The following is a 20,445-nucleotide window of genomic DNA, read 5'->3' as shown; positions in this document are numbered from 1 at the left end:
GAATAGCGTGCTAAACCAATTATTCGCACCTTAGAGCAGTGGAAACCTTGAATCTAGCGCTGAGACGGGAACCTTGCTTTCCCCTTCTCATCATTATTATGATCCACTCGCCCTCTCATCAGTTCAAGCAGATATTCGGGTTCTGAGTTCATATGCAGCATTTGAAGTGCAGTTTTTGGTGCAAAACCTTCAGCCACACTATGGGAGATCAAGGCTTGCAGTGGATTAAAATAACCTCGAACATTCAGCAGCCCTATAGGCTTCTGATGAATACCAATCTGCATCCAGCACAGAATTTCAAATAGCTCATCGAAGGTTCCAAGACCTCCCGGCAAAGCAATAAAAGCATCCGCCATACCGCTCATTACCGCCTTACGTTCATGCATACTAGAGACCTCAATCAGATTCGTCAATCCGGAGTGTCTGATTTCATCTTGAAAAAGATCCACTGGCATAATTCCTACAGCTTCGCCACCATTAGCGAGTACCCCGTCCGCAACCTGTCCCATAAGGCCATTCCGCGAACCTCCATAGACCAACCTACAGCCTTGTGCCGCTATATGATAACCTAATTCCCTAGCCATTTCCGTATATTCAGAGTTAAGACCTGGATTCGATCCGGCAAACACACATATTGTAAAAGCCATTCCTATCACTCCAGACTGGTTATTATGGTGAAATTGAGATTAATTCACTTATTGTACCTCAGAATATTAATATATGTGTTAAATGTAAGTCATCTTTTTGTTTGTAATGTTAATTGGTACAGCGTACTATTCCACTCCGCAGATAGACCTGTAGCTTTGGCCAAAGCCGCTGCTGGCACTAGAGAAGTATAGCTTACTTTAATGGATTCTGCTGATGGTAATGAAATTTTCTTCCCAGCTTTCGTCAACGTCAGTTCCCCCTCCAAAGACAGGGTATATCCCAGACTTTCTGCTACATCCCTAATCGGTACTTTTACACTTCCATCCATAAAAATAGCAGACTGTGCGGAATCCATTTTTTGACCATCTACAATTACAGTAACAGGCTTTAAAATAGGAGATATAGTAAAAGGACGTGAATCAACCGCGCTAATTCCGAGTTGACCAAACCTATTTGTTCCCCAAGCCACAGCTGTTCCATCCTTCAGGACTGCATACTTACTATTCTCACCCATGGCAAAAGAAACAGGATCACTCAATCCTTTTATTAACTTAGGCTGCGTAAAAACTAAACGGTTGTCGGTTGATGGTTGGGTACTCCAAGTCCACACGGTGCCATCTTTTTTAACAGCTGCAAAGTTGTCTAAATCCAGCGTAAGTTTTGAGATCGATTTTACGGCTGTAATCTTTTGCAGACCTTGTAGTGAGGTACCAGCTTTCCATACCCAGTATTCTCCTTTTTTATTGCCAACAAGATTGAACCCGTTTTTCGTCTGGACAGATTCAATATCCGTAAGACCTGGCATCTTGCTCATCGTGACTTCGTTATAATTATTGCTGTCAATTGTTCCCCAGACGCTCCCGCTCTCGGTTAAAGCCAGTATACTGCGATCGCTCATAGAGACGGACTTTACATGGTATAAATCCTTAACTGGGGTCGGTTTCTTCATCACATTCGTGTTCTCTGTTTGCGGGATAGCACTCCAAATCCACAGCGTACCGTTAGTTCGAATGGCGGCATGATAAATACTGCTTCCGATCCACTTCACTTCGCTCAAACCCTGTACCTTAGTGGCAGCAGGCAGCTCTGTATAGCCCACATCTGATGCTTCTGGAGGATTCCACTGGAGTAGACTTCCATCGTTTCTCAAAGCTAATGCACTATGCAATCCTGACGATATACTAACCACATCACTCATTCCTGAGATCCCTTGAGGAAGCAGAACCTTGTGTTGTTTAGCACTTGCCCCATTGCCAGCTTCTGCTACACTCTTATCCCGATAATCTCCCCAAGCCTTAACCGTACCGTCTTCGTTCAGCGCTACATAGTACGCTTCGCCGATCGCCAGCTGTTTCGTATGTTCAAGCCCAGCTATTTTATGGGGAGTAATCGTCCACCCCTCAGGCCCGGCGGTACCATTAGCAAATTGACCAAAAACATTACTCCCCCAGGACCAAACATCTCCGTCAGTTCCCACCGCAAAAGAGCTTCCACCCCAAAAACCAGGCGAAGCAACAATCTCCTTAATCCCACCCAACTTCCCAGGTGATGGAGCTGCACTTATAACTTGAGGGACAGACAATGCAGTCACCAGACTTGAACAAACCAACAAACTAAACAGCCTTAGCTTCCTTGAAAATAAGTGCATCTTGATTTTCCCTTCTTATGATATTATTGTAATTATTATTTCTATTACACTAAGACGCTATAAAGCTGACAAAAGTTGTAGTTTATCTTAAATCCCGGGATTCAGATTGGTTTGAATTATGATATAATTACGCTGCCTTAGATCTACTCTTATTCAACCGCAATACCGGAACCAAATGATCATGGAGGGAAATCATGCTTAAATTTATAGGTATTATGATGCTTTTCAGATTAGTGGGCAACCCTTTTCTGGCTTTATTCATCCTGCTTGTTATCTTATATTTCTTAGATCGGCGATACGTGGGAATTTTCCCTAGTATTACAAAGCCCTTCAAACGGGTGCGGCAAATCTCCAAGCTGCGCACAACAGTATCATTGAATCCAAATGATGTTTCTGCTAAATTTGATTTAGCCCGGAATCTGTCAGAACGTAAAAAATACAAGGAAGCCAAGGATATCCTGCTACAGATCGAAGACCGTTACGAACAATCTGCAGAATATTGGCTGGAGCTGGGTCATGTGAATCTTAAGCTGGGCGCTTTGGAAGAAGGCGAAGATCAGATGCTTCGAGGTCTAGAAATCAACCGAAAAGCCCAATATGGTCAGCCATATCTTCGGTTAGCGGAAACCTTTCGCCATACAAATCACGATAAAGCGTTGCATTACGTTACTCAATTTCAAGAGATTCAATCTTCCTCTAGTGAAGCCTATTATTTAGCCGGCTCCATGTACAAAGCACTGGGCAGAACTGAGGATGCTAAACGTGCTTTCGACGAATCCACCGCCATTTACCGTTCGCTACCCAAATATAAAAAACGGCAAGAACGCGGCTGGGCGTTACGTAGCTTTTTTGCCAAAATGAAATAAACTTTGTACTTATATTTTCACAAAAAAACCTCTAGCCGCCTATTTAGGCAAACACTAGAGATTTTTTGCTGTGTAGAGTGATTACATATTTACATCTTGTTTAGTGGGTTCTCCACTTTGTTTGACCGCAAATGGCCACCAGTTCCCACGGCCGAAGATCCGCACCATAACAGGAACAAAAAACGGCAAGAAGATTAGTGCATACAAGGCCAACCCTACAAGCACCACTGTTGCAATCTGCATCATCGACAATACCCCTGAAGGGTACATCGATGCGAAGGTGCCGCCCAAAATAACTACCGCCGAAAGAATGACTGTTCCCATATTGCGCATAGCATGCAGGATCGCTTCCCGTACATCCCATGTTTTATATTCGTTAAAGCGGGCCATTAAGAAAATACTATAATCTACACCAAGTGCAATCAGCATAACAAAGCTGAAGAATGGCGTTGTCCAGGTAATCCCTTCAAAGTGCAGAAGGTGAACGAATATAGCCTCTGTAACACCCAATGCTGAAAAATAAGTAATCAAAAGAGAAATAATAAGGTAAATCGGCATTACGATTGAACGAAGCAGCAACACCAAGATAATGAAGATCCCACCCAGCATCAAGATTACTGTACGTGTGTAGTCTTCGTTGGAAATATTACGCAAATCGTTCTGGCTGCTTGTAACCCCGCTGATTGCAGACTCTGCATTTTCCAGCTTCGTACCTTTCACTGCACGATCTACTGCTGCTTGAATATCATCAACACTGTCAATAGCTTCTGAACTATATGGATTCTCAGTGAATACTACATCCAGCGTCATTACCTTACGGTCGTCAGACAAGTAGGTATTAAATACCTGCTCTATGCCTTCAGCTTCAAGAGCCTCAGCCGGTACAAAGAATCCACTCAGCTCATCATCCTTAGCCGCTTGAATCTGATTCAAATAATCTTGTGCAGAGCCCAGCCCACTGGTAATTTGCTCCAATCCGTTTGCACTGTCGCTTAATCCAGTAGTTAAGGCTCCTATCTGCCCTGTTAATTGACCAAACCCATCCGCAAGCTGCTGCTGTCCACCTTGCAATTGATCTAGGCCACTAGTAATGGATGGAATTTTATCTACGATCTGTCCTTGGCCTGCTGCGGCCTGCTCCAGCCCAGATTGCAGCTGACCGATGCCCGCAACAAGCTTAGCTAAACCTTGTGCGAGTGCAGTTTGCCCAGCCGAAGCTTTGGCATAGCCAGCATTCGCCTCATTTAAGCCTGCTGCTGCTCCTTTAAGCTGCTCTGAGATCTGCCCAAGACCCGCTGCCAGCTGAGCAGCCCCAGTACCACTCTGCGTTACGGTGCCTTTAATGGTCAGATAATTAACATCCTGCAGAATTTCCGGATAACTGCTCTCAAGACCATTAAAAGAACCATCCAGTCCCTTCAACGCTTCTGCCACACCTTGCAGCTGCTGCGGAAGCTGCCCAAGCCCTTGATCCAGCGCAGTTAAACCGCTGCCGATTTTTTTATATCCCTCCAGTAGCTTCGTATTGGCATCCGCAAGCTGCTTGGCACTAGCAGCTGCCTGTTGAAGTCCTGCTTTGATCTCTCCTGCACCAGCTGAGCCGCTTTTTATTCCGCTCTCAATACGTGCCAGCCCATCGCCTAACGCGACGATTCCATCTTTCAGTTCTGCTGTGCCTTCCGTCAGCTTAGCGCTGCCTTGAGCAGCCTCTGTAAGCTTAGGTGCATTTTCACTCAGCTGTTTACTAGCTTCAGACAATCCCGTTTGAATCTTGGTCAATCCCTCACTGGTCTGATCCAGACCGTCAGATAAAGTCCCCACCTGATTCGGGATTAAGAAATCACTGATCAGCTCTCCCGTTGGACGAGACATGCTGCGCACCGATTTTACGCTGTCCACTTTTTCCAGCTCGCGGCTGATTTTTTCTGCAAGTCCAAGATATTCTGAAGTATCCATCCGATCATCATTTTTGATTACGATCTTGCCAGGCATGGATTCACCCGGCCCGAAGCTATCCGAAATGATGTTAAATCCTTTTACCGAGGCATATTCTGAGCCAATTTCCTCCAAGCTGTTGAAGGACAGCTTTCCGCTATAGGTAACAAGGAACGGAGCTACGATTACTGCAACAATTAGCAGCGCGGCCCATGGTCTTTTTAAGGAAAAAGAACCTGCTGCTCCCCAAATACGGCTCTCACTGTGCTCCAGCTTGCCGCGTGAAGGCCAGAAGAGCTTTTTGCCAAGTACCGCCATGAAGAATGGAACTATGGTTACAAGCGCCAGCAGCATAACCGCAATCCCCACGGCAACGGCTACCGCCGAGCGATACAGAATGAATTTGGATAATCCAATCGCTACAAAACCTACGAATACCGCAAGTCCGGAATAGAACACCGTTCCCCCAGCCTTACGGTAGGTTGCAATAATAGCACTTTTGGTATCTTCTGCTGTCATCATTTCTTCTTTAAAACGACTGATTAACAGGATACAATAATCCGTACCAATCCCGAACATGACCGCAACCATAAAGATTTGAGTAAATGTAGATAATGGAAAATCATAACGGTCCACTAAAAAAGCCACAACGGACTGAGAAACAATATAGCTGAGTCCTACCGTCAGTAGCGGAACAAACGGTGCCACGAACGAACGGAACACCACGAACAGGATAAGTAAAATAAAGACTACCGTAATATATTCCGATTTCTTAAGCCCGGCTTCCGAGCTAGCAATCATATCCTCAGTAATCAAACCCTCACTGGTTAAATAATGATCCGCCTTAACATCTGTGAGTAATTCATCCACTTTATCAGGAAGTGCGGTGACAGACTCTCCTCCGCCTTTGATAGACAACGCCACCATTATCGTCTTGCCATCCTTGGCAATCAACGTATCCTTAAGCTCACTTTGTGAAAAAGGATCGGTGATGGAATCGATCTGCAGCGTCTCCTTATTCGCAGCCAACTTCTCAACGCCCTGCTGGATACTAGCTGTTTCATTGGCTCCGATTCCCTCTGGATTATTGAATACAAGAGCTACCTGATGCAGGGTCTCTCCGCCCTTATCATTCGCCGCTTCCTTTAAGATTTCTGCCGCTCTAGATGAGGAATAGCCATCAGGTACAGTAACCTGCCCCTTCTCACGTACAAGATCAGAGAACGAAGGGGCCGTCATGACCAAAACTACGGCCACAGCGAGCCAGATTGCGATAACCGCCCATCTTGCTTTTAGAATCGTCTTCATGGATTCTTCCCTCCATCATCATTCTGAATTAAATTCGCCAGCTTCTCGAACATCATGACGAACATTTCAATATCCTTCTCTTCAAAATGAAACAAATACGGGGAAATCACTTCATGAACCTGCGTCTCCGCTGCTTCAAAAACTTTTTTTCCGTGCTCAGACATCGACAAATACACCTGGCGGCGATCATTCTCGTCACGAGTTCGCTCGATTATACCCGCTTGCACCAATCTGTTGATGATTGCAGTAATGGAGCTTTTACCCACGCAAAAAGATTCAGCAAGATATGTAGACGTACATTGTTCCTGAGCATTAATCAACCGAAGAATTTGATACTGATCATTCGTTGTCTCCGCCGCAATACTATCTTTAATTCTTGCTGCTACTTGTCTTGTTACAATCAAATAAGCATCCATGTAGCGATTGATCCAATGTTGCACTTCGTTATCCAAAGCTTCCTACCTCCAATATATAGTTCAACTATCGAACAGTTTCATTGTCAAACTATAATACCTGCTTTTATAAAAGTCAATTGGCTTTTTTTCGGGCATTTAAAGGCAAAACGCAAAAAAAACAGGCCGAGATTCCTCTCGACCTGCCATTTTATGACCTTCAAAGATTTTTTAGTCCTCATCCTCGGTCTCTTCAACTTCGTATACACATCTTAACATTTCAATTCCGGCTTCATTCTCTCCTAAGCTGTACACCATGAACCCTAGACTACGATAAAAATCTGCGGCGATTTCATCCTCAGTCTCAGCTACCAGATAACGCGGCTGACGAGTAGCGAGCAGCTCCAGAATCATTCCCCGTGCATAACCTTTCCCTCTATTCTCTGGCAAGACGGCAATATGCCGAATGTCCAAAGAACCGTCTTCGGTTTCTTCGAAGCCTACAAGACCAAGCAGGAGTTCTTCTTCTTCCCAGCCATATAACTGCAGCCCGGCTTGTTCGCTGTACTCAGACGATGTCTGCTCCAACGCGTTGGGGTCATCAATGACCGCATACGTCAACAGCTCGTTCACCTCAGGCGAACCAATAAGGGATTTAAGATCTACCAACATTGTTCACATTCCTCCTTCTCTGTTGCTTCTGTACTCGATTCGAAACATACAGTAACCTGTCCATATCCCTAACATGTTTAACAATAGATCATCAATATCAAAGCTTCCGACATGCAGCAGCATTTGCAGAGACTCCAAAAGCAGGATGCAAGGAACAGCATATAAAGAGATTCTTTTCCAAGAAATTGGCCGTGTCTTTGCAAGTGGAATTAGTATACCAAATGGAATAAACACAACAACATTTCCAAGCAGATTCACAAACCGGCTGATCAGCGATACCCCGTTATTCATGTCGAAATAAAGTGACACCGTACGTAATGGAATCAAATTGTACTGCAGCGGGCCACCTGTATGGATCTCTCGCCCAAAACCGATAAACATCCAATAGATAACAGTAGCACTATACAGAGTCAGCCCTATCCGTGTCAATGCTCTCAGCTTCCGTAATCTGCTAGATTCTCCAGATCTACGAATGATCAATTGCCCGGTTTAACTTCTATAATTTCAATACTTCCATCTTTTTTACCCACAATAGCCATTGCTGCAATTCCAATAAATAAGCCGTGTTCCACAACTCCCGGAATACTTTGGATGGTCAGTGCCAGCTTCGGTGCGGACTCAATGACTTCGAACCGGCAGTCTGCGATGTAATTGCCGTTATCTGTCTTGTACAGCTCTTCTCCGCTACGACGCAATTCAGGATTGCAACCCAGCTTGGCAAGTTCAGCCACAGTCCATTCCCATGCAAAAGGAACCATTTCCACAGGCAGCGGGAATTTGCCAAGTGTGTTTACCACTTTACTCTCATCAGCAATAACGATCATACGAGTACTGTTACTCGCAACAATCTTCTCCCGAAGCAGCGCGCCGCCGCCGCCTTTAATAAGCTGTAGACTACTATCCAGCTCGTCCGCTCCGTCAATGGTCAGGTCCAGACTATCAATATCTCCAAAAGCTACGATTGGAATCCCAAGTTCACGCGCCTGTTCTTCGGAAGCACGGGAGGTTGCTACAGCGGTAATTTTTAGACCTTCACTGACGCGCTCACCAAGCTTGTTGATCGCCCAATAGGCTGTAGATCCAGTGCCAAGGCCGATCTTCATGCCATCTTTTACAAATTCCACTGCTTTTTCCGCGGCTAATTGTTTAACATTGATACTCATTTTATTACCCCCATGTTATCCGTTATAATGATCTATGATGATGTTGAAATCACCTATTGTTCAGGAGGATTCCGGATGAGAACCGAAAACCAAATTCAATCTAAAATCAACGAATTGACACTGCAGCGCAGATCTCTGGAATCAAGATTAGCTTCATTAACAGAGAACAGCCCACAGCAAGATAACCTACAAGCTCAGCTCACTAGAGTTGAAGATATGATCATGATGCTGGAATGGGTGCTTAATGCACCCGTAGGGAGATATCATGCCTAAGTGCTGACTGCCATCCATTATTTTACCAATCATTGTGCCGGTAGCTGTGTTTAACATAAAACACGATTGCTTCCGGCTGTTTGATTCTTTTTTATATCCAAATTTGTATTATGCTTTGCGCAGAGCAAAAAATCAATATTTTTCACCCTACTCTATGTATATTGTAAATTCACTGCATCCTCTAGATTGAGAATCATCTCTTTTTCTGTGTGATTAGCCGTCCTGTGTAAGTAGGCTTTATGCTCTGAATACGCATCCAAAGGCATTGGTCTACTAATCTTGTCAAGCATATTACGCTCGACATCAGCCAATAAGTAATCCCCTTTTCCCGCTGCAACTCTGCACAAAATAATCATAGCTACAGGCTTGTTCACAACAACCGCTCCATTCGACCGCGCAAATACAGTGTATTGAAATAACGGAATGGCCTCAGGTTCTTCAACACCAGCTGCACTAGATTGGTCAAAGATAGAATACATAAGGGAAGGATCACTTGATGAAGTACCGAGTTTCTTCTGATTAGACACCAACTTGCTGTTTTGGTAGGCAAGGAATCCCGCTGCTGCCAGCACAAGCACAAGTAAAATCACCAGTATCGCATACATCATCCCATCCCCACCTCCCACTCCAAAATAACAATTCCGGTTATATATTATCATGGAGGGAGGCCTAAGCCAATCTTATATTATCTGAAATTCAGCGCATACAGGTAATACTGATTCTATAAAGTTATTTTGAAATATTCAAAATAACAGTTGAAACTTTGATTTGCATGTCTCATAATGTAAATATGAATGTTGCTTGTCAATCCATATGGAAATCAAGGGAGGAAATTTAAAATGAAGTTTTTCTTGGATACCGGAAACATTGAAGAAATCAAACGTATTACTCGCCTAGGACTAGTGGATGGCGTAACGACTAACCCTTCGCTGATCGCTAAAGAAGGAAGATTGTTCAAGGATGTTATCAAAGAAATCGTTGCAATCGTTCCAGGACCTGTAAGCGCAGAAGTAATCGGACTTACAGCAGAAGAAATGCTTAAAGAAGCATACGAAATTGCTGAATGGGCTCCAAACGTTGTAATTAAACTCCCTATGACTGAAGATGGCTTGGAAGCTTGTTATGAGCTTACTAAAAAAGGCATCAAAACTAACGTTACACTAGTATTTTCCGCGGCTCAAGGTTTGATGGCTGCTAAAGCAGGCGCAACTTATATCTCTCCTTTCGTTGGTCGTCTGGATGATATCGGTGTTGACGGAATGAAGCTGATCAAGGATCTGAAGACTATCCTGACTAACTACAACTTGAAATCCGAGATCATTGCAGCAAGTATCCGCAACATTGCTCATGTTGAGCAAGCAGCTATTGCTGGTGCACACATCGCTACAATCCCAGGTTCACTTCTGCCAACCCTCTGGAAGCACCCGCTGACAGATAACGGTATTGAACGTTTCTTAAAGGATTGGGAATCTGTTCCACAAGCCTAAGAATATCTTTTATTCTTTTATCGAGAGGGCTATCCCACAAGCTGCGGCAACGCAGCTTAGGGATAGCCCTTTTTTCCATCCAGAGACATTGAGGAGGTTTGGCGAATACGTTTCGGCCAGATTGGAGGAATTACCTTCTCTGTGTCTTTAACGCCTGGCTCCCCCTTTTCCCCCTTACTCGGAGTTACTGCAAACAAGGTCAGCAATCCACCAATTGCCCCTACTGTAGCCATCAACGCAAACAAGACCCAATGCCCACTGCTTAGCAGCAACGATACCACCGGTGGCCCCAACGCTACCCCTATAAACCTCATACTACTATAAAGAGCGGTGATTGTGCCGCTGTTCTCCTTCTCAATCCCCTCCGTGATTAAAGCATCCATACAGGGAAGTACAATTCCGATTCCAACACAGCCTAAACCCATAAACCCTACTAAAAAATAAATGCCTTTGTTGAATCCCGCACAAATCATCGCCGCAGTCAGTAACACCATGCCCCCAAAGCCCAGCCATTTCATTAGCGTTTTATTCTGACCAATGATCTTTCCTGTTCCATAGGAGGACAGACATAAGAGGGCAAGCGGTATCGCCAGCACAAACCCCTTCGTCGCTCCGTGCATTTTATATTTAGTTTCCAGCATTTCTGATAAATAGAATTGGACACCAAAGGTCACAAACATACAGATGCCGCCTATGGCAAAAATAGCGTACAACCAACGTCCCTTTTTACGTAAAACGCTCACAATTCCAGATAAAAACGCCCGAAGTTCCTGTTTCTCAGGTTCATCCTTTGCTTCGGGTTTTCGGACCAGAAATAAGACTAACAAAAATGAAATTAGACATAGAATGGGAATTGCAATAAAAGGAGCAAACCAGAGCCATATCCCAAGATAGGCACCAAGAATTGGACTGAGTACTTTACCAAACGTATTGGAGGTCTCAATGATTCCCAGACTTTTGCTCACATCTTCTTCTTCCTTGAACAAATCGCCTACAAAGGGGATTACAATTGGAAAAGCACCCGCTGCACCAATTCCTTGCAACAGACGCCCCGCTAAGATCACCCAATAAGCGCTAACCCCCTTCATAAACCAAGCAGCCACCACGCAGACAGCACCACCAATTGCAGCAATGATTAAACTCGGAAGAATAACCTTCTTTCGCCCAAAACGGTCTGAGAGATAACCTGCAATAGGGATCATTACAATTGCCATCAATCCATACACGGTAATCAGCATACTGACTTGAAAAGCGCTAATGCCGAGTTCTTTGGAGATCTGCGGCAGAATAGGCAGCAGCATGGAGTTACCGAGGGTCATTATTAGTGGGATTGATGCTAAGGCAAGCAGATCCCATTTTCTTTCCTTCATGAACTGACCACCTTTGTCATTGTGTACAACATTCTTTATTGTGGTTTGTTCGCCCTTCTTTATTCATGAAAACAAAAAGACCGTCCCTCCGCTGCTGCGGAAAGGACGATCTTAAAATGAAGAAATCTATGCTTACAGCGACCCAGCGCTTAAAGATGCCACATTAGCGGACGGTATAAAATGGCTAGGTTCACCCAGACTAAAAATGTGCAGCAAGTGCATAGCCCGAGTGCACGCCGTATAAAACAATTTGCGTTCACTTTCTCTGCCATATTGATCAGCCGAGCCATCATAGATGACGACCGCATCAAACTCCACGCCTTTGGCTAAATAAGCAGGCAGAACCAGTGTCCCCTTCTGAAAATTCGGTGTTTCCTTTGTAACAAGTCTCACCGGCAGGCTACGATTCAGTTCAGCATGAACCCTTGCGCTTTCCTCCGCTGTTTTGCAGATGACCGCCACATAATGATATCCCTCAGAATGCAGCTTGCGGATATCCTGTTCCACAGCATTCAGAAGCTCCTTCTCGCTGGATACCACACTTATCTGGGGTTCTTCTCCCCGCCGATTAAAAGGTACGATTCGTTCTCCTCCAGGGATCATTGACCGCGTAAACTCCACGATCTCATAAGTTGAACGGTAGCTTTGGGTTAACGAGATCACTTCTGTGTTCTCTTCACCATATATACTTACGAGACTAGACAAATCCCCCAGTACCTCACCTTGCGCATAAATGGCCTGGTTCAGGTCCCCTAATACGGTCATTTTTGCTCTTGGAAATAAACGCCGCATGAACTCTAATTGGAATGGAGAATAGTCTTGTACCTCATCTACAATCACATGACGGATCAGTGTGTTGGTTCGGAAGCCTTGGCTTAACTCCTTCAGATAAAGGAATGGCGTAGCATCCTCATAAGCAAGCTCGTTCACTCCAATGGATTCCAATGTCTGCTCACAGATATCATCCCACACCTCTGGTAAAGGATAATCTCCATTGAGGCGCGCCATAAGCTCGCGATCTGTAAATAACGTGCTGTACAAGCCCTTAACGTCCACAAATCGACCCCGTTTAGTCCAACCACGCAGGGGTTTGAGCCGCTGGCTGACTACATAACGAGATAACACTTCTTTTTCCGTATCAAAATCATCAAAGCTATCCTGCGAAGCTTTCTTCTTCCGACGCAACATCTGATATGCACGGTGATAATCGCTGGAATCCAGCAGCTCGATCTGATCTTCGACCCACTTCGCATTTCTTTCCTCATGAGTAAAATCTGCAATTTTCTTAAGCAGCCAGCGGATCATCAAATCCACACGATTTGCAAGCTTTATGGCAGGATCGTACGCGTAGAACTGGCGTTCCATTTCTTCTTTACTGACCACTGCTTTCCCTTGAAACATTAAAGGCTTAAAAAGCATACCCTCCTGTTCCAACAACGTAGCATACCGCCGAATCACATCAAGGAAAGGGACGGACGATTTATAGGCAATGCCTTCTCTACGTATAGCAACCTCAGGACCCTCAGGAGCATTAAGTAAACTTTCGGTCTGACTAAAGACATCTTCCAGCAGGAATTCATGTCCAAGACGATGTTCTAAATACATTTGAAACGTTGTTTGCTGCATATTTTCTTCGCCTAGCTCCGGGAGCACTGTAGATACATAGCTGTTAAACAGCGGATTCGGTGAGAACAGCAGCATTTGATCTGCTGATAATACTTCACGGTATTTATATAGAAGATAAGCTACCCGCTGCAATGCAGCAGAGGTTTTTCCGCTTCCCGCTGCTCCTTGCACAACTAGCATCCGGCTTTTGTCGTTGCGGATTATCGCATTTTGCTCTTTTTGAATTGTAGCAACAATACTTTTCATTCGATCGTCAGCGCTATGACTTAGCACCTGCTGCAGCAGCTCATCCCCGATCGTAACCCCAGTGTCAAACATAACTTCAATTACACCGTCAGCAATAACAAACTGGCGTTTAAGATTCATTGTTCCGGAGACTAATCCTCCAGGTGTTTCATAAGCTGCAGGACCTGGTGCTCCGTCATAATACAGACTGGAGATAGGCGCACGCCAGTCATAGATCAAAAAGGTGCCATCATCCTCCATCAAAGATCCAATCCCTAGATAAATCTTTTCCAGCCCGCCCGTTGGTTCCTCTGTGAAATCAATTCGGCCAAAGTAAGGAGAGACAACCAGCTTTTTATATTTTTTCAGCGCCTTGCTTGATTGCAAATGATGACGTTCCCGTTCATTTAGGATTTGGGACTGTTGGCGAAGACTTGTTGAGGTTTCTCCCAAATCATCCGGGCTACTGAAGTTTACGGTTACCTCTTCCCAGAAGTCTTTCCGCATATCCACTACATCACTACGATGAAGTCCAAGCTCCTCTGATAAATTGCGAATATGGGCGGACAAAAGCTTGGTTACTCCGTCAACCCGTTCCTGTTCCTCTTTCCACTGACTTTCATTGTTATCCACTACATTTCATCCCCTTTTGGAAGGTTGACATTCCATTTGAATCATGATATGATAAATTTGCATATTTATGTTTTTAAATGCATACTTATTCGATATCTTATCATTTTAGCAATTTCAGTTTGAGATTTCAAGTATTCTCTTAAATAGATGATCCGGTCCCTGTGGAACCGGATTTTTTGCTGTTACAAAGCTTATATGTTGCTCTTCACAAGGTTATGTTTAGGCTTCATGCACAGATTCTTTATCCTCCGCTATACGATTCATCTGATCGGCCACTTTATCTAAGCGCTCCAATTGATATCCGTAATCATAAATTGCAGCAGCCACAACATATAAACGCAGCTGACCTATTTTCTCTGCATTATACCCCAAAATCGCGGTATTCAGGAATTCATCATTGTCTTCTCCCAAGGGTTCAGATTCATTGGCATTGGGCTTTAATTTGTCTTCAAACTTAAGTAAGATGTGCTGATGATATTTGATTAAATGTTCCAAATGATTATCAAATAGAGCATCTGTATGTTCGGTCCGATCCGCCTGGAAATAATGCCGATCTACGGCCTCGAGAACATCGTAACCTTTTTGCAAAGAAGCTAACAGGTTCTTATACACAACCATTTGTCTTGTCTGGCTATACTTGGCCCGTTTTAACTGCTTCTGCTCCTCCTCAAACAATGCATACTTATCAGCCAACGATTTTATGGATGAATGCAAAGCATTTTTTTCATCCCGAAATACACTTTCCTTCATCTCATGAGAAACCGCTGTTCTCAGCAATAAAGAGAGGCTTGAAAAAACATTCTCAATTTGCTTAATGTATTGCTTACGAGGTTTTGGAGGAACGACAATAATATTGATTAGAAATGCAGATACAATACCTGTCAAAGTTAATAAAAAACGATTAAGTGCGAATTGCCATTCACCCGAAGCCTCCATCACTGTTATTACAGTAACTAACGTAAGACTTATCGTATCCGCCCGGTTGATTTTCATACTGATCATAATGACTAGAATACAGACCAAACCGACTGCTATTGGGCTGTTGGATAACAGCATCCCTCCGAGTAAAGCCAGAACGGCCCCCATTGTACTAGTCGTGAGCTGGTCAAGAAAATAACGCCAAGAGCGATAAATAGAGGGCTGCATAGCGAAAATCGCCGCAATCCCTGCACCCACGGCAGAAGGAAATTGAAGCATTACAGCTAAATACAGGGCTAGCGTAACGGCCAAACCTGTTTTAAATATGCGAGCTCCTAAAGCCAAACCTATCCCTCCTAAAAATTAGCCCACGCTACAATATGAACATCAGCGAACCCTCGTACTTCTAATTACCCCAGCCTGGAGTTGATGAATTTTAAGAACATTTAAGCTCTCACTCATGTTTCTTTCAGCTTTCAGGGAATACTAATTCGAGTAGTGCCTATCACATAACATACGAGGTGAGTGAATGAATAACAATATCAAAAGATTAATGACTTTCACGACCGTTATTTTTCTCAGCCTGTCTCCAGCTCTTGCGCCAATCGGAAGTGCTTCTGCTGAGAAAGTAACCCCTACAGCCACCGCACCTGGTGCCCATCCTTCAGAGAAAGGTCACGGTCACCATCCAGGAAAAGACGGAAAGGTTAGGGCTGGTGGACATTTCATTATTTTTGAAACGGCTAAACTGCTGGAAATGGATCGTACAGAGCTAATCAATAGCCTGAAAGCAGGCAAAACGCTCCCGCAACTTGCTCTTGAGAAAAAAGGCTGGACGGAAGATCAATATATTCAGAAGCTCTGCGAATCGGCAAACCAACGGCTGGATCAAGCCATCACCGAAGGACGTCTGACAAAAGATGAAGCCCAAAAGCTTAAAGCAGGACTTCCTGCGATGCTGAAGCAAAGAATAAGCAAAATGGGGCAATTCCAGGATCGCAAAACATCTGAACAACATGTGACGACTCCTTAAACAATCCTCTTACACATAAAGACGGATATCTTCATGCGTTATGAAAGATATCCGTTTTTGTATCTATCCTACTTCTTACGCGAGCTCTTGTAGATTTGAAATAAACAAATGGACAACATCAGCCAAGCGCCACTAGCCATATATCCCCCAATTACGTCACTCGGGTAATGAACACCCAGATAGATACGGCTCCAGCCAATCCCCACGGTCATGAATACGGCGAACATTATTAATAAGACCCGTTCATGCCTCCGCCGCAGATGACGCCACAATAAAAAGGCAATAACGCCGTACAGAGAGAATGCTGCCATTGAGTGCCCGCTCGGAAAACTATAACCAATCTCTTCAACAATGCGATGTAAATTCGGACGTTCTCTGTGAAAACATAACTTCATTATTGTATTCAAGAGCTGTGAGCCTAATCCAACCCACAGGAACAAGATTAATTCAAATCGGTGTTTCAGCAAAAAATAGAGCAGTGCCATGGTAACGATAGATAGGCCAATAGCGATCTTAGAGGAACCAATCAGAGATAAACCTTTGGCGAATGAGGTCAACCCCGGTGATTCCGCTGATTGTACCCCATCAATAATATAGTTATCAAAGGTTGATACCTTATTCATACTTACAAGGACAGCTATAACGGCGAAACAAGCAGCAAACCCTAAAAAAAAGTGAAAAGCTCTAGACCAGTTCTGATAATAAAGCATAAATACCTCCATGTCTATTCAGGTGACTGTTGATCTCATTTCCAGTGAGGGACTAACCCATGTTATAATTATTGAGAGAAAAAAATTCACAGAAGATGGAGTGCTGCCAAAGTGGAGAGTTTAAAATTGCAAGAACGATTGTTGAACCAGTTCATTTCCACAAAGGTGCCTGTGACGATTTTTACGACGAATGGTGTGAAAATGCAAGGGCTCGTAACCTCGTACGATGCTTTCACAATCACTTTACAAGGTCAAGGTGATGGCAGGCAAAATGTACTATTCAAATCTGCAGTATCCACTATTGTACCTCTTAAGCCCGTTTCGCTCAAATAGTCTACTCCCTCATTCACCTCATCAACCAGATAATCACAGGCTTTTATTTTCAAAAAAAGGGAACACCGGACTTTATATCCGGTGTTCCCTTTAGCATTTCCCAAGATCACTGATTCACTCTTCAAATGGAGTAACTTTATACAGGAACATTTACGGGCTTCACACATACCGGTTTGGATACTTCAGCTGTATTTCCAGTAAATTCGAGTCGGCCACTTGCCGCTTCTATTGAAAATACAACCAGGTTATTCGCATCACGATTTGCCACGATAAGATAAGCTCCATCTGGTGTCAATGCGAAGTGACGTGGATGTCCCCCACGAGTAGATACATATTCCAGATGTGTAAGCTTAGCAGATGCATTATCCACAGCATACACAGCGATATTATCAGCCCCACGGTTTGAAGCGTACAGATATTTTCCGTCCTTGGAAATGGCGATTTCAGCGCAAGTATTCTCTTCGTTAAAATCATCAGGCAGCGTCGGCACTGTATCTACAGTATGCAGAGTGCCTGCGGCACTGTCATATGTAAACGATGTAATGGTGGAATCCACCTCGTTAATTACATAAGCAGACTTTCCGTCTGGATGAAAAGTGAAGTGGCGTGGTCCCGCTCCTGGATGCAGCGCCGTATCACCATGCACTTCTAGCTTGTTGGTTTCTCTATTGATTCTATAGGCACGAATTAAATCAAGCCCAAGATCCGATACAAACACATACTGCCCGTCCGGACTGAAAATAGCGGAATGGGGATGAGGGCGGTCCTGCCGTTCAGGATGCTGGCCATGACCTGAATGTACGGCCACATCAACTAATTGATCCGCAGCTTTCTCTTCATTTAATTTGATCAAACCAACGCTTCCACCATGATAACTACATACAACAACGTATTCATCATTCAAATCTCTATTGATATGGCAGGTGGTTGTTTGACGGTTGCCAGAAGCAGGCATGGAGGGAATGCGTTTCAGTTCACTCAATTTCCCGTCTTTTGGATCAATGGCAAAGGTAACAACCTCGCCTTCTTTTCCACCCTCACCATTCGGTTTTTCTCCTATAGCATATAGACGTTTTTCAGCGGTATCTACATTAACAAAGGTAGGATTAGTTAAGCCCTGCACCGAATCCAGCAGCTTTAGCGTACCACCTGCAGCTCCATCGAATTCAAACACCTGCACTCCGCTTTCCGCGGCACTTGCATAAGAACCTGTAAACAGCAATAACTTATTCTGCTCATTCATCTCTATATTCCTCCTCAAAAGTATTGCTACTTCACACTCATTAGATGTGATCATCTATATAATCTACAATTTTTAAACGTTAATTACAAACGATAAAGTTAGAAATGTACGAAACAATTCAAAAATGGGTCTTTCCAACGATTAACTGTTGTGATATAATGAAAGCGCTAACATTAGTCTTTTATTCCGTATAAAGGGGGAACATGAATGAGTAGCATCCTGCTGGAAGCCAGAAATGTGTACGAGGACTTCGAGGTGGAAACAGACATTCTGTTCTTTAAGGTCGGGGACCATGATTTGGTCATTTTTCACGGCAGAAACTATAACATAAAAAAGAGAATGACTGCCGAGCAATTAAATCGATTGTTGTCCAATTCAAGTTATTATCATGTGTACGGTGGCTGTTATGTCAACCTGAACAAGATCAGCTCTATCGCAGATGACTGCATTTATTTCGGTGAAATGGGCCTGTATGCTAAAAACGTACGTGTCCCAAGACGAAAACAAGAAAGCATTCGTCATCTTCTGAAAGGACTGAAGTAGACATCTTATTCCCATTAGCCGGAAGGGCATGTTACTGATGCCATTTCCGGCTTTTTGCTTTTTATTAATAGAAACTTAAAAAGATCCTGCCTTTTTTTATACTTTCTTAAGGTTTAGGATTAGGATTTCTGTTAAAGTTGTAAATAGACAAGCAACACCTATATTGAAGGGAGTCATTACTAATAATGGACAAAAAAGATCTGAATGGAAATGAGAACTTAGAAAACAACGGTACCACGGAAGAAGAATTGAACACTTCCGAGATTATCAATGAAGAGGTTGAAGTAGCGCAAGTTGCTGCTGAGGAACCTGTGAATACAACAAAAGCAGACAGTATTCCAGTAATGAACAAAGTCGGTGCGAACAACGCTACGCCACCTACACCTCCGACTGCTCCTAGAAGCAATAAAGCTTGGATGATTGCCTCTATCGTATTAGCTGCAGCACTAATCATTGTTCTGGTCGTCCAAAAAGACGACAGCAAAAAAGCTGTTGCAACAGTAAACGGAACAAAAATCACAAAAGAACAACTTTATGATAAATTGATCGAAGCAGGCGGAGAAAGCACGCTGCAATCTATGATTACAACTGAGCTTGTTGATCAAGAGGCTAAAAAAGCTAACGTAACTGTTACAGATGAAGACATCAACACTGAACTTGAAGATCTTAAAGCACAATTCGGCGGAGAAGCTGCCTTTAATGCTGCTTTGTCCCAAAGCTCAATGACTGTAGACGACTTGAAAAAGCAAATGCCGCTGCAAGTAAAGCTGCGTAAAATCCTTGAGCCACAAGTCACTGTAACGGATGATGAAATCAAAGAATACTATGACACAAATAAAGCTACTTTCAGTGAAGAAGAACAAGTTCGCGCTTCCCACATTCTCGTTGAGACTAAAGAAGAAGCAGATGCAATTCTGAAACAACTGAAAGAAGGCGCAGATTTCGCTACTCTTGCCAAGGAAAAATCCTCTGATACGGGTTCCAAGGATAATGGCGGAGATCTAGACTTCTTCAAACGTGGCGATATGGTAGCTGAATTCTCTGATGTAGCCTTTAAGCTAAAAGTTGGTGAAACCAGTGATGCTGTCAAATCCGATTATGGTTATCACATCATTAAAGTAACCGACCATAAAGATGCTAAAGACTATACACTGGAAGAAAAGAAAGATGAAATTCGTAAAACACTAGTTTCGCAAAAGGTTTCCACTCTGTCCTCCACTTGGATGTCAGAAACAACTGAAAAAGCAAAAATCACGAACACACTTACTGACGCTAAAGAAGATGCAGCTGCAACAGCTGAGCCAACTGCAAGCGCAGCAGCAGGAAATGAATCCACTAAATAATTGTGCCCGTCAAAAAGCAGGACAAGCGTTAATAAACGCTGTCCTGCTTTTTTTTATTTCTATGTTCAGGCCTTTG

20 protein-coding genes are annotated in these 20,445 nt (G+C 43.7%); 7 read left to right on the top strand and 13 right to left on the bottom strand.

Annotation, left to right across the window (positions count from 1 at the left end):
* Window positions 1-53: 53 nt before the first annotated feature.
* Complete coding sequence (locus MKY14_RS03590; RefSeq protein WP_076125930.1) at window positions 54-647, bottom strand: LOG family protein; 594 nt, start codon at window positions 645-647, stop codon at window positions 54-56.
* 89 nt (window positions 648-736) lie between these two features.
* Window positions 737-2,296, bottom strand: coding sequence for a hypothetical protein (locus MKY14_RS03585; RefSeq protein WP_340394095.1), 1,560 nt, complete (start codon window positions 2,294-2,296; stop codon window positions 737-739).
* 194 nt (window positions 2,297-2,490) lie between these two features.
* On the opposite strand from MKY14_RS03585, the gene MKY14_RS03580 reads away from it, so the two are divergent.
* Window positions 2,491-3,162: a tetratricopeptide repeat protein gene (locus MKY14_RS03580; RefSeq protein ID WP_076310406.1), complete on the top strand. Its 672-nt coding sequence runs from the start codon at window positions 2,491-2,493 to the stop codon at window positions 3,160-3,162.
* A gap of 81 nt (window positions 3,163-3,243) precedes the next feature.
* On the opposite strand, the gene MKY14_RS03575 is transcribed toward MKY14_RS03580, so the two are convergent.
* The 5 genes from MKY14_RS03575 to rpiA all read right to left on the bottom strand — a co-directional run bounded on the left by MKY14_RS03575 (window position 3,244) and on the right by rpiA (window position 8,626).
* A complete protein-coding gene (locus tag MKY14_RS03575) occupies window positions 3,244-6,405 on the bottom strand; it encodes an MMPL family transporter (protein ID WP_339810724.1) in 3,162 nt (1,053 codons plus the stop codon).
* Window positions 6,402-6,857: a MarR family winged helix-turn-helix transcriptional regulator gene (locus MKY14_RS03570; protein ID WP_038570382.1), complete on the bottom strand. Its 456-nt coding sequence runs from the start codon at window positions 6,855-6,857 to the stop codon at window positions 6,402-6,404. Before MKY14_RS03570 ends, MKY14_RS03575 begins: the two co-directional genes overlap by 4 nt.
* 171 nt (window positions 6,858-7,028) lie before the next feature.
* Window positions 7,029-7,469, bottom strand: a complete 441-nt coding sequence (locus MKY14_RS03565; protein WP_076125920.1) for a GNAT family N-acetyltransferase — start codon at window positions 7,467-7,469, stop codon at window positions 7,029-7,031.
* A 3-nt stretch (window positions 7,470-7,472) separates the two neighbouring features.
* The gene (locus MKY14_RS03560; protein WP_339810727.1) at window positions 7,473-7,898 is read right to left on the bottom strand and encodes a VanZ family protein; all 426 of its coding nucleotides are present in this window, start codon (window positions 7,896-7,898) and stop codon (window positions 7,473-7,475) included.
* A 47-nt stretch (window positions 7,899-7,945) separates the two neighbouring features.
* Window positions 7,946-8,626, bottom strand: a complete 681-nt coding sequence (gene rpiA / locus MKY14_RS03555) for a ribose-5-phosphate isomerase RpiA (protein ID WP_139331057.1) — start codon at window positions 8,624-8,626, stop codon at window positions 7,946-7,948.
* Between the two features lie 81 nt (window positions 8,627-8,707).
* Here rpiA and MKY14_RS03550 point away from each other — a divergent pair, with 81 nt between their 5' ends.
* On the top strand, window positions 8,708-8,905 hold the full coding sequence (locus MKY14_RS03550; protein ID WP_076125917.1) for a hypothetical protein: 198 nt from the start codon (window positions 8,708-8,710) through the stop codon (window positions 8,903-8,905).
* A gap of 152 nt (window positions 8,906-9,057) precedes the next feature.
* Here MKY14_RS03550 and MKY14_RS03545 read toward each other — a convergent pair whose 3' ends face one another.
* The gene (locus tag MKY14_RS03545) at window positions 9,058-9,513 is read right to left on the bottom strand and encodes a hypothetical protein (RefSeq protein WP_076279787.1); all 456 of its coding nucleotides are present in this window, start codon (window positions 9,511-9,513) and stop codon (window positions 9,058-9,060) included.
* Window positions 9,514-9,744: 231 nt separating this feature from the next.
* Between MKY14_RS03545 and fsa the strand changes: the two genes are divergently transcribed.
* Window positions 9,745-10,392 (top strand): fructose-6-phosphate aldolase, encoded by a 648-nt coding sequence (gene fsa / locus MKY14_RS03540; RefSeq protein WP_036686257.1) that lies wholly within the window; start codon window positions 9,745-9,747, stop codon window positions 10,390-10,392.
* Between the two features lie 56 nt (window positions 10,393-10,448).
* Here the strand turns inward: fsa and MKY14_RS03535 are convergent, their stop codons facing one another.
* From MKY14_RS03535 to MKY14_RS03525, 3 genes are all read right to left on the bottom strand, one after another.
* On the bottom strand, window positions 10,449-11,762 hold the full coding sequence (locus MKY14_RS03535) for an MFS transporter (RefSeq protein WP_081383235.1): 1,314 nt from the start codon (window positions 11,760-11,762) through the stop codon (window positions 10,449-10,451).
* Between the two features lie 132 nt (window positions 11,763-11,894).
* Window positions 11,895-14,246, bottom strand: coding sequence for an RNA polymerase recycling motor HelD (gene helD, locus MKY14_RS03530; protein WP_076308123.1), 2,352 nt, complete (start codon window positions 14,244-14,246; stop codon window positions 11,895-11,897).
* A gap of 219 nt (window positions 14,247-14,465) precedes the next feature.
* Window positions 14,466-15,509: an FUSC family protein gene (locus MKY14_RS03525; protein WP_076125912.1), complete on the bottom strand. Its 1,044-nt coding sequence runs from the start codon at window positions 15,507-15,509 to the stop codon at window positions 14,466-14,468.
* Between the two features lie 184 nt (window positions 15,510-15,693).
* On the opposite strand from MKY14_RS03525, the gene MKY14_RS03520 reads away from it, so the two are divergent.
* Window positions 15,694-16,197: a hypothetical protein gene (locus MKY14_RS03520; protein WP_076183438.1), complete on the top strand. Its 504-nt coding sequence runs from the start codon at window positions 15,694-15,696 to the stop codon at window positions 16,195-16,197.
* 68 nt (window positions 16,198-16,265) lie between these two features.
* Here the strand turns inward: MKY14_RS03520 and MKY14_RS03515 are convergent, their stop codons facing one another.
* Window positions 16,266-16,907 carry a phosphatase PAP2 family protein gene (locus MKY14_RS03515; protein WP_340394092.1) on the bottom strand — a complete coding sequence of 214 codons (642 nt, stop codon included), beginning with the start codon at window positions 16,905-16,907 and terminating at the stop codon, window positions 16,266-16,268.
* Window positions 16,908-17,018: 111 nt separating this feature from the next.
* Here MKY14_RS03515 and hfq point away from each other — a divergent pair, with 111 nt between their 5' ends.
* A complete protein-coding gene (gene hfq / locus MKY14_RS03510) occupies window positions 17,019-17,240 on the top strand; it encodes an RNA chaperone Hfq (protein ID WP_036686247.1) in 222 nt (73 codons plus the stop codon).
* Window positions 17,241-17,376: 136 nt separating this feature from the next.
* On the opposite strand, the gene MKY14_RS03505 is transcribed toward hfq, so the two are convergent.
* Window positions 17,377-18,483, bottom strand: coding sequence for a lactonase family protein (locus MKY14_RS03505; RefSeq protein ID WP_076217722.1), 1,107 nt, complete (start codon window positions 18,481-18,483; stop codon window positions 17,377-17,379).
* A 207-nt stretch (window positions 18,484-18,690) separates the two neighbouring features.
* Between MKY14_RS03505 and MKY14_RS03500 the strand changes: the two genes are divergently transcribed.
* The gene (locus MKY14_RS03500) at window positions 18,691-19,026 is read left to right on the top strand and encodes a LytTR family transcriptional regulator DNA-binding domain-containing protein (RefSeq protein ID WP_036686243.1); all 336 of its coding nucleotides are present in this window, start codon (window positions 18,691-18,693) and stop codon (window positions 19,024-19,026) included.
* Between the two features lie 185 nt (window positions 19,027-19,211).
* Window positions 19,212-20,369: a peptidylprolyl isomerase gene (locus tag MKY14_RS03495; RefSeq protein ID WP_076125905.1), complete on the top strand. Its 1,158-nt coding sequence runs from the start codon at window positions 19,212-19,214 to the stop codon at window positions 20,367-20,369.
* Window positions 20,370-20,445: the final 76 nt, after the last annotated feature.

The sequence above is a fragment of the Paenibacillus sp. FSL R5-0887 genome (assembly GCF_038002305.1).
Classification (GTDB): domain Bacteria; phylum Bacillota; class Bacilli; order Paenibacillales; family Paenibacillaceae; genus Paenibacillus_AQ; species Paenibacillus_AQ odorifer.
Note: the sequence above shows the minus strand (reverse complement) of the source record. Positions and strands in the feature narration are given on the sequence as shown.